Raw genomic sequence first — 8,970 nt, 5'->3', positions numbered from 1 at the left:
CCCCCCGCGGCCCCACCCCCGCCCGCCGGCCGGGGCGGGGCGGGGGGGCCTAGGGGGGGCCCCGGCGGCGCGCCCGCCTCAGGCGGCATAACCGAGCTCCGCCTTCGGCTTGCCGGTGGCCTTCTCGAGGAAGCTGTAGTTCACCCGCGCTGCGATCACCGGGGAGACGTCGCGGTCCTCCAGCCCCAGCTCGTACACCGCCTTGCAGATCGCCTTGATGGTGTTCATCGGCATCATCCAGGAGGGTGAGACGTTCTCCACCGCCAGCGTCGCGATCTCCCGCGACTGGCCGGTCACTTCCATCGTCTTGCGGATGTAGGCCTCCTTGTTGCCGTTCACGAAGTCGATCGCCTTCACCGTGGCGCGCACGATCGCCTCCGTCTCCCTCGGTTGCTGCGCCACGAAGGCGTCGCGGATGTAGAGCCCGCCATGCGACGTGCCGAAGCTCTCGGCGGCCAGGTTGCTGATCATCGTCGCCCCCTGCTGCGCCATGATGACCGAGGCCGAGGGCTCGAAGGTGGCCGTGGCGTCGATGTCGCCCCGCGCCATCGCGGCGATGATGCCGGCCGGGTTCGCGATGGGCACGCGCGTGACCTCCTTCATCGCATCGATGCCGATGCCGCGCAGCGCGTAGATCAGCATGATGTCCTGGCTGTTGAGCTGGTTCACGCCGACGCGCTTGCCCTTCAGGTCGGCCAGCGTGCGGATGTTGGTGCCGCGCCGCGCGAGCAGCCGCGTGCCGCCGCCGCCGACGCCGCACACCGCCTGGCCCTTCAGGTCGCGCAACTCGATCGTGGCCAGGTAGTTCCAGCCGGTGGCGAAGGCATCGAGATCGCCGCGCGTGAAGGCGGAGACCCGCGCATGGCCGACCGAGCCGACGCGCACCAGCCGCCAGTCCACGCCCGCATCCGCGGGCAGGTTCGCCTCCACGAAATGGGTCGCGAGGTAGTGAACCGCGTTGATCTCGTCCATGCGGAAGGGAACACGGCCCTGCGCGCGCGCCGCACCGCCGAGGCTCGCCGCACCGCAGGCCAGGGCGAGCGCGAGGAAGCTCCGTCGCCTCGCCCCGGCGCCGCTCCGCGGCTCCCAGTCGGATGCTGGATCGAAGGCGTCGGCACGCTCCGCGGCCTCGCGGTACAGCGCGGTCATCGCGTCGCGCCGGGCCTGCCTCGAATCACGGCTCATCGGTCGTCTCCCTCGGTTGTGTCGTGCTCGTCCCTGTCCGCCTCGGATGCCGCCGCTGTCCTCCACGCGCCTGCCGGCGACGGCAGTCAATGCCGCAAGCAAAGCGCAAAGGGGGCGGCGTGCCAATGCACAACCTCGGCCCGGGCTGGACAGGCGGGCGGCAAGTCTGCGCAACTTGCGGATCGGAAGGAGGCCCTGCGATGCCACCAGATGCGGCGGGCAGCACGCTGCCGGACCAGATCGATCCGGGCGCCGCGGACCGGCTGATCCGCGCGGCGTTTCCCGACCTGCGCAACCCGTATCTCGACGTCTCGGCACGCGGCCCGCTGCCTCTTGCGGCGCGCCGCGCGGCGGAGGCGCTGCTGCTGCAGCAGGCCGAGGGCACCGTCCGGAAGGACGACTGGCTCGCGCTGGCAGAGCGCGTGCGCGGAAAGGCCGCAAGGCTGCTGCGCGTCGCGCCGGCGGACATCGCCTTCACCAAGAACGCCTCCGAGGGGCTGAACCTGGTCGGCGCCGCACTCCGTCCCAGGCCCGGCGAGCGGATCGTGGTGGCGCCCTCGGTCGAGCATCCGAACAACGTCTTTCCCTGGCTCTGGCATGCGCGGCAGGCTGGCGCCGAGGTCGTGCAGATCGCCGCCGCCGATGCCGCCGGCCTCGAGGAGGCGATCCTCGCCGCACTCGATCGGCGCACGCGGCTCGTCGCGGTCACCGCGCTCGACTTCGCCTCCGGCAGGCGGACGGATCTCGCACGCCTCGGCGCCGCCTGCCGCGAGGCGGGCGCCTTCCTGCTGACCGACGCGGCGCAATCCGCCGGCGTGATGGACGAGGACCTGCCCGCGCTCGGCGTGGATGGCTGGGCGACGGCGGCGCAGAAGGGCCTGCTCGGGCTCTACGGGCTCGGGCTGCTGCATGTGCGGCGCGAGTGGGCGGAACGCCTGGAGCCGCCCTTCCTCGCGCGCTTCTCGGTGGAGGTGCCGGCGGGGCACGAGGCGGCGGGCCCCGAGGCCGGCTGGCAGCTGCGGCCCGGCGCCGGGCGCTTCGAGGTCGGCAACCACAACTTCGTCGCGCTCGCCGCGCTGGAGGCCTCGCTCGACCTGCTGAACACGATCGGCCCGGCCGCGGTGGAGCGTCGCGCAGCGGGCGCCGCCGCGACGCTGCGCGCGGGGATCGAGGCGCTGGGCATCCCGGTCCTGCCGCTGCCGCCGGCGCGTCGCGCGCATGTCGTCTCGGTGGGTGAATCGCTCGGCGCCGGGCACGACCGCACCGACACCGCCTGGGTGCAGGCGCTGTCGTCGCATCTGCGCGAACGCGGCGTGGCGCATTCGGTGCGGCGCGGCATCCTGCGCCTCTCCACCCACCTCCACGTCCTGCCCGAGGTCGCGGAGGAAGCGCTTTCGCACATCAGGTCCTGGCGCGATGGCTGGCGCGGCTGAACACGGTGCGGGGCAGGGGGTGTTGCCGGAGGCGAGCAGCCGGAACCCCCGCTCCGGGATGGGCCGCGTCGCCGCTGTCGCGGGGCTGTCCTGGCGTGCGCTGCCCCGGGTGCGGGACGCGATCCCGCTCGGCGATCGAGGCCGCCTGCGCCGCTGGTGAAGCGGCGGGTCGACGACCACCGCCGCGCATGGCGGCGCACGGCGGCGCACGGGGGGCTCGCGGCGATCGATCGCGGTCTCTGCGCCCCCGGCGCGCGCGGGCTCAGCCGCGCGCCAGGGCCGCCATGATGGGGCGCATGCGCGCCTCGTCGCGCTCCCAATAGGCAGCGTAGTCCGCCGGGCCCTTCCAGTCCGGCACCAGGCCGAAGCGGCGCATCGCCTGGTCGTAGGCCGGCGCGGCCATCACGGTGCGGATCGCCTCCGCAAGGCGCGTCACCGCCTCATCCGGCGTGCCGGCCGGCGCGAGGAGGCCGCCCGCCGAGGCGACGATCACGTCCAGCCCCTGCTCGCGCAGCGTCGGCACGCCCGGCAGCAGCGGATCGCGCTGCTCGCCCGTGGTGCCGAGGACGCGGAATTGCCCTTCCGTCATCGGCCCCAGCACGTCGCTGCCGCCGCCGGCGAGCACGTCCACATGCCCCCCGAGCAGCGCCGTGACCGATGGCGCGCCGCCGTTGAAGTGGATGGAATTGAAGCGCACGCCGGCCGCCATCTGCAGCATCAGCACGCCGAGATGCGGGGTGGCCATCAGCCCGCTGTCGCTGACGCTGATCGTCTCCGGCCGCGCGCGCGCCGCCTCGACCAGGTCGCCGATACTGCGCCAGGGGCTGGCGCTGCGCACCGCGAAGGAAACCGGCGAGATGTGGTGCAGCGCCACGGTGCGGAAATCCGCCCGCGTGTAGGGCGCGCGGCGCGACGGATCGAGGTAGTGGGTGATCAGCGTCGGCAGCACGGCGAAGGCGAGCGTCAGGCCATCCGGCCGGCTGCGCAGGAACTCCGTGATGCCGATCTGCGATCCGGCGCCCGGCCGGTTCAGCACCTGCACGCCGGTCGAGAGCTCGCGCTCCAGGCCGGCCGCGATCATCCGCGCGGCCGTGTCCACGCCGCCGCCGGGGGCGTAGGGCACGATGATCGTGATGGCGCGGCCCGCCGGCCAGCTCTGCGCTGCGGCGAGGCGCGGCACGGCAAGCAGGGGCGCGGCAAGCAGCACACGGCGCGTGGTCATGGACATCCTCCCTCATTGATGCGCAGGCGTTCGCGTCGCACGGCGACGCCCTCCGGCGCGAGCGTGACGAGTTGCACGGTGCCGGCCAGGTCGGGCGACCCGCTGTAATGCGCCTCGACCTCCGGTGGCCCGACGCGCGCGGCGCGGTCCCAGTGGCCGAGTGCGACATAGTCCGCCCGCGCCGCGCGCAGCGCCTCGTCGGCGATGCGCCAGGCACGGTGCGACTGCCAGCGCCACTCCTCCGCCGGCACATAATGCCCATGCGCCATGGCCACCTGCCAGCGAGTGCGACGTGGCGGCGGCGGGCCGAGCGGGTCCAGCGCATCCGCGCCCTGATGCGCCCGGCCCCAGATCTCGAGATCCAGGTCGTCGAACAGCGCCGTCCCGGCATGCACGCCGAGCACCGTCACCTGCGGCAGCCCGAGCAGGCCGGCGCGGCGGTACAGGCAGTCCGGCAGCGCCGCGTCGTGGTTCCCCGGCAGCAGCACGACGGGCAGCGACGCGGCGGCGATCAGCGCCGTCGCCCGGGAGAGCATCGCATCGCCGACCCGCGCATGGTCGAAGGTGTCGCCGGCGAGCAGCACCAGGTCCGCCCGCACCGCGCGCGCCGTGTCCAGCACCGCCGCCAGCCCCGCGATCCCCGCGGCGGCCTGCCTCGGCGGCGCGTGCGGCCCGGCATCCTCCACATGCAGGTCGGAGCTGTGGACGAGCCGGACCGCGCGCATGGCGGTCTGCTACCTGCCCTTCCAGTTCGGCTTGCGCTTCTCGCGGAAGGCGCGCGGGCCCTCGGCACCGTCCTCGCTCTCCGCGGTCTGCCGGTCCAGCGCCCGCTGATAGTCCACCAGCGCGTCGGGGAAGGCGGAGGCGAGGCGATAGATGCGCACCGCCGCCTGCGTCGGCAGCGGCGCCCCGCGGCAGACCATGGCGGCGATCTCCTCCGCGGCTTCCATCAGCCGGGCGCGCGGCACGACGCGGTTCACGATGCCGTATTGCAGGCATTCCTGCGCGCTCAGCCGCCCGTTCGCCAGCGTCATGTAGGCGGCCACGGCGCGGGGGATGCCGAAATAGAGGTTCTGCGGCGAGCCCAGCCGGCCCACCAGCGTGTGCGTGTCGCTGATCCAGGCTTCCTCCGCCATCACGCGCAGCTGCCCGGCGAGCGCCAGGCTGAGCCCCACGCCCACCGCAAGGCCGTTGATGGCGGAGATGACGGGCTTGTCGAGATTGACCGCGCTCGGCAGGCCCCCGCCGCCCCAGTGGTAGTTCGGGTTCGTCGGGTCCTCATGCGGCGTGCGCTTGCCTTCCGCCTGGTGGGCGGCGAGGAACTTCACGTCGCGCCCGGCGGAGAAGGCTTCCCCGGTGCCGGTGACGATTGCGCAGTAGATCTCCGGGTCAAGGCCGACGTCGCGCCAGCAGGCGCGCAGCTCCTGATAGGCGTAGGTATGCAGCGCGTTGCGCACCTCGGGCCTGTTGATGGTCACGTAGGCGACGCGGCCCTTCTTCTCGTAGAGGACGTATTTCAGGTCCTTCGGCGCCATCGTAGCGTGGTCGTATTGCGTCTCGTATTGCGGAGGCATCGGGCGATCTCCTGACGGAACTCAGACGGCGGTGAGCAGCAGCAGGCCATCCACGGCGATGGCGTCCTCGGCCCGCCACTTCACGGGGTTCACTTCCAACTCGAAGGCGGACCATGGGATGGCGGCGGCGAGGCGGGAGAAATGCGCGATGAAGCGCGCGAGCGGGGCCGCATCCGGCGCGTCATCGCCCAGCGCCCGCACCAGGCGGAGCCGCGCGATCAGCGCCCGCGCGGCCTCCTCGTCCAGCGGTGCGCGGGCGATCGCGACGTCGTCCAGCAATTCGGTCGCGGTGCCGCCTGCGCCGCAGGTCACCATCACGCCGAACATCGGATCGCGGAAGGCGGCGACGATCACCTCGATGCCGCCCTGCTCCATGCGTTGCACATAGGCGCCCTCGAAGGGCACGCCGAGTGCCGTCGCGCGTTCGGCCAGCGCGCGCCAGGCCGCAGCGGCCTCCACCGCGCCGGCGATGCCGAGGCGCAGCAGACCGGCCGCGGCACGATGCGTCACCGCCGGCGAGATCCCCTTCATCGCCACCGTGCCGCCGATGGCGGCGAAGGCGGCGGCGGCGTCCTCGGGCGAATGGGCGATGCGCCCCCGCGCGACGGGCAGCCCGCCGGCTGCGAGCAGTCGGTGGCAGTCATGCTCGGAGACGACCAGGCCCGCCCGCGCCTCCGGCAGCGCCGCCGCCCAGTCGAAGCCGAACGGCGGCGGGCGCGCGACAGCGTCCCCCCGCGGCGCACGCAGCACGCGCGCCAGCGCTTCCACGGCCCGGGCGGGTGTGGGGATGATGCAGAGACCATCGCGCGCGAGCGCCACGCGCGTCTCCGGCGCGACCTCCAGCGCCGCCACGGCCCGCACCGCGCCCGCGGCGTGCAGCTCCGCGAGCTTCTCCAGGGCGGCCTGCGTCTCCGCCGGCTCGCCGAGGCCGAGCGCATCCTCGAAGAGCAGCGCATCGGCCGATGCGGCAGCCTTGTGCAGCGTCGCGGCGGAGGGCGGGCCGTCCAGCACGCGGGGCGCACCGCCGGCAAGCTCCAGGCCCTCGCCTTGCAGAAGCCCGGCCGCAGCCGCGGCGGTCTCGGGCGCGGCCGAGACCACGGCCACGCGCCGCCCGCCGGGCGGGACGCCCGCCGCCAGCAGCAGCGAGACGTCCAGCAATTCCCGCCCGCTGCGCACCAGGATCGCGCCGTGCTCCTCCAGCACCGCGCGCCAGACGCGGAAGGCGCCCGTCAGCGCACCGGTATGCGCCTGCGCGGCCCGCGCGCTGGCCTCCGCCGCGCCCGCCTTCAGGATCACCAGCGGCTTGCCCGCATCGCGCAGCCGTGCCAGGGCGTCGAGGAAATCGGCCCCGTCCTGCACGCCTTCCAAATAGGCGGCGACGACCCGCGTCGCGTCGTCCTCCGCCAGCATGCGCAGGTAGTCCGGGAAGCGCAGCACCGCTTCGTTGCCCGAGCTGATCATGCAGCGCAGGCCGAAGCCGGCCTGCTGGGCCTGGCCGAGCAGATGGATGGCCGTGCCGCCGCTCTGGCTGACGATCGCGATGCTGCCCGGCACCAGCCGGTCCACCTTCAGCAGCGGTGTGGCGAAGGTCGCGGCAAGCGGCGCATGCGTATCGATGATGCCGAGCGTGTTCGGCCCGCAAAGGGAGAAGCCATGCGCATCGCAGAGCGCGGCGAGCGAGGCCTGGCGCGCGACGCCGTCGCCCCCCACCTCGGCGAAGCCCGCGGCCCACAGGATGCCGTGGCGGATGCCGGCCTCGATGCAGCTCTTCACCGCCTCCTCCGCCGCGGCGGCCGATACGGCGAGGATGGCGAGGTCCGGCACCTCCGGCAGCGCGGCCGGCGAGGCGTGGCAGGGCAGGCCGGCCACGGTGTCGCGCCGCGGATTCACCACATGGATGCGGCCGCGGTAGCCGTATTTGCGCTGGTAGTCGATCACCCGCGCGCCGAGATTGCCCGGCGTGTCCGACGCGCCGATGACGACGATGCTCTCCGGCGCGAGCAGCGGGTTGCGCGCGGCACTCATGCCGATGCGCGATGCGAGTACATGGGGCGGCCTGCGACCGGCACGCGCGCGCGCAGGATGCAGCCCCGCTCGGACTCGGTGATGTACAGGTCGCGCAGGTCGGCGCCGCCATAGGCGATGTTCGTCGTGCGGATGCCCGCCGGCGACAGGATGCGGGCCGCGGGCTGGCCGAGCCGGTCGAACAGCCACACGGTCGCGAGGCCCGAATGCGCCACGGCGAGGCCGCCTTCCTCGTCCACCGCAAGCCCATCGGGTCCGGCCAGGCCGCCGGACAACTGCAGGAAGGTGCCCCAGTGGTAATGCCGCTCTCCCTGCGCATCGGGCTGCAGCGAGATGCGGATCACGGAGAGCGGCCGCGTGAGCGCGACGAACAGCGTCTCCTGCCCGGGCGAGAGCACCAGCCCGTTCGGATAGGGCAGCCCGTCGCAGACCAGGGTGATCGTGCCATCCGGCGTCATGCGATAGACGCGCCCATCCGGTCGGCGCTGCGAACTGTGACCGGGATCGGTGAAGTAGAGGTCGCCGTTGTCCGCGAAGCAGAGGTCGTTCAGGCCGACGAAGGGCCGGCCTTCGAAGCCCTCCGCCACGGTGCTCCGCAGACCGGTCGCGGGATCGAAGGCGATCACGCCCTCCTTCCGGCAGACCACGAACAGCCGCCCGTCGGTGTGGATCTTCAGCCCGTTCGGTCCGCCGCCGTAATCGGCGAAGGTCTCCCACGCGCCGGAAGGCGAGACGCGGAAGATGCGGCCGTGATTGAGATCGGTGCAGTAGAAGTTGCCCGCCTTGTCGAAGGCGGGCCCTTCCAGGAAGGAATGCAAAGGCCTTCCGCCGCGCGCGCGGCTCCATGCCGTGTGGCGGTCCTCGATCCGCAGCGCATCGGGCAAGCGGGAGAAGACCTCGGCCTGGATGACGGGCGGTGGGGCGAACATGGGCGTCAGCACTCCTCCGGTGCGAGGGACAGCCGCGCATCCCCGACGCGTGGCGGGCCGGCGCCCGCGAGCACGGGATCGAGCCGCAGCCGGAAGCGCGGCCAGGGTGCGCCGGCGACAAGCTTCGACAGGCCGGACAGCGCCTGCGCCAGCGCGCCCCGGTCGAGATCGGGCGCCATCCGCGCCACCTGCGCCACGGCCCGGCTGCGCCCGAGCAGCATCAGGGCGCCGTCGGCGTCGAACGGCGCGGCTGCGACCGCCTGCTCCTCCTGCACGCGCCCCGCGACGCCGCCCGCGCCCACAGCGATCAGCGCGCCGAATTCGGGATCACGCCAGCCGGACAGCGCAAGCGGCAGCACACGGCCGTCGCCCTCCGCCCCGACGCATCGGGCGAAGCCCGCCTCCGCCAGCCTGGCCGGCAGGTCCTCCGCCGCCCATGGCGCCGCGGCCGGGCCGGAACGCCGCACGGGCGGAGCCAGGCGGCCACGTGCCACGAGCTTGCCGAGCGTCGCCGCCGCGGCGGCGGCGGCCGCGCGCGGGGCGCCGCCGGGCGGGGCGCGGGCACGCCGCCTCGCCGGCGGCGGGGCCGCCGCGCGCCGCCC

General features: G+C 73.8%; 8 protein-coding genes. 1 reads left to right on the top strand and 7 read right to left on the bottom strand.

Annotated elements, in window-relative coordinates; all coding sequences use genetic code 11:
* Nucleotides 1–78: 78 nt before the first annotated feature.
* Nucleotides 79–1,185, bottom strand: coding sequence for an ABC transporter substrate-binding protein (locus tag AC1MIR_RS24395; RefSeq protein ID WP_480030773.1), 1,107 nt, complete (start codon nucleotides 1,183–1,185; stop codon nucleotides 79–81).
* 200 nt (nucleotides 1,186–1,385) lie between these two features.
* Here AC1MIR_RS24395 and AC1MIR_RS24390 point away from each other — a divergent pair, with 200 nt between their 5' ends.
* A complete protein-coding gene (locus AC1MIR_RS24390) occupies nucleotides 1,386–2,618 on the top strand; it encodes an aminotransferase class V-fold PLP-dependent enzyme (protein WP_480030772.1) in 1,233 nt (410 codons plus the stop codon).
* Between the two features lie 262 nt (nucleotides 2,619–2,880).
* On the opposite strand, the gene AC1MIR_RS24385 is transcribed toward AC1MIR_RS24390, so the two are convergent.
* The 6 genes from AC1MIR_RS24385 to AC1MIR_RS24360 all read right to left on the bottom strand — a co-directional run.
* Entirely contained in the window at nucleotides 2,881–3,840 is a 960-nt protein-coding gene (locus AC1MIR_RS24385; protein WP_480030771.1) for a tripartite tricarboxylate transporter substrate binding protein, read from the bottom strand.
* Nucleotides 3,837–4,565 carry a metallophosphoesterase family protein gene (locus AC1MIR_RS24380; RefSeq protein ID WP_480030770.1) on the bottom strand — a complete coding sequence of 243 codons (729 nt, stop codon included), beginning with the start codon at nucleotides 4,563–4,565 and terminating at the stop codon, nucleotides 3,837–3,839. Before AC1MIR_RS24380 ends, AC1MIR_RS24385 begins: the two co-directional genes overlap by 4 nt.
* 9 nt (nucleotides 4,566–4,574) lie before the next feature.
* Nucleotides 4,575–5,414, bottom strand: coding sequence for an enoyl-CoA hydratase/isomerase family protein (locus tag AC1MIR_RS24375; protein WP_480030769.1), 840 nt, complete (start codon nucleotides 5,412–5,414; stop codon nucleotides 4,575–4,577).
* A 21-nt stretch (nucleotides 5,415–5,435) separates the two neighbouring features.
* The gene (locus tag AC1MIR_RS24370) at nucleotides 5,436–7,439 is read right to left on the bottom strand and encodes an acetate--CoA ligase family protein (RefSeq protein ID WP_480030768.1); all 2,004 of its coding nucleotides are present in this window, start codon (nucleotides 7,437–7,439) and stop codon (nucleotides 5,436–5,438) included.
* The gene (locus AC1MIR_RS24365; RefSeq protein ID WP_480030767.1) at nucleotides 7,436–8,368 is read right to left on the bottom strand and encodes an SMP-30/gluconolactonase/LRE family protein; all 933 of its coding nucleotides are present in this window, start codon (nucleotides 8,366–8,368) and stop codon (nucleotides 7,436–7,438) included. The genes AC1MIR_RS24370 and AC1MIR_RS24365 overlap by 4 nt, the downstream gene beginning before the upstream one ends.
* A 5-nt stretch (nucleotides 8,369–8,373) precedes the next feature.
* Nucleotides 8,374–8,970: acetate--CoA ligase family protein (locus AC1MIR_RS24360; RefSeq protein ID WP_480030766.1), on the bottom strand; the 597-nt coding region annotated here is incomplete at its 5' end.

The organism is Falsiroseomonas sp. RANM36, assembly GCF_056682175.1.
The sequence above is the reverse complement of the archived record's forward strand: the minus strand, read 5'-3'. Positions and strand labels throughout refer to the sequence as shown.

Bases quoted from the DNA above. Each gene is read 5' to 3' on its own strand.
- AC1MIR_RS24370 (WP_480030768.1), bottom strand. From the start codon at position 7,439: ATGAGTGCCGCGCGCAACCCGCTGCTCGCGCCGGAGAGCATCGTCGTC.
- AC1MIR_RS24385 (WP_480030771.1), bottom strand. From the start codon at position 3,840: ATGACCACGCGCCGTGTGCTGCTTGCCGCGCCCCTGCTTGCCGTGCCG.
- AC1MIR_RS24395 (WP_480030773.1), bottom strand. From the start codon at position 1,185: ATGAGCCGTGATTCGAGGCAGGCCCGGCGCGACGCGATGACCGCGCTG.
- AC1MIR_RS24380 (WP_480030770.1), bottom strand. From the start codon at position 4,565: ATGCGCGCGGTCCGGCTCGTCCACAGCTCCGACCTGCATGTGGAGGAT.
- AC1MIR_RS24390 (WP_480030772.1), top strand. From the start codon at position 1,386: ATGCCACCAGATGCGGCGGGCAGCACGCTGCCGGACCAGATCGATCCG.
- AC1MIR_RS24375 (WP_480030769.1), bottom strand. From the start codon at position 5,414: ATGCCTCCGCAATACGAGACGCAATACGACCACGCTACGATGGCGCCG.
- AC1MIR_RS24365 (WP_480030767.1), bottom strand. From the start codon at position 8,368: ATGTTCGCCCCACCGCCCGTCATCCAGGCCGAGGTCTTCTCCCGCTTG.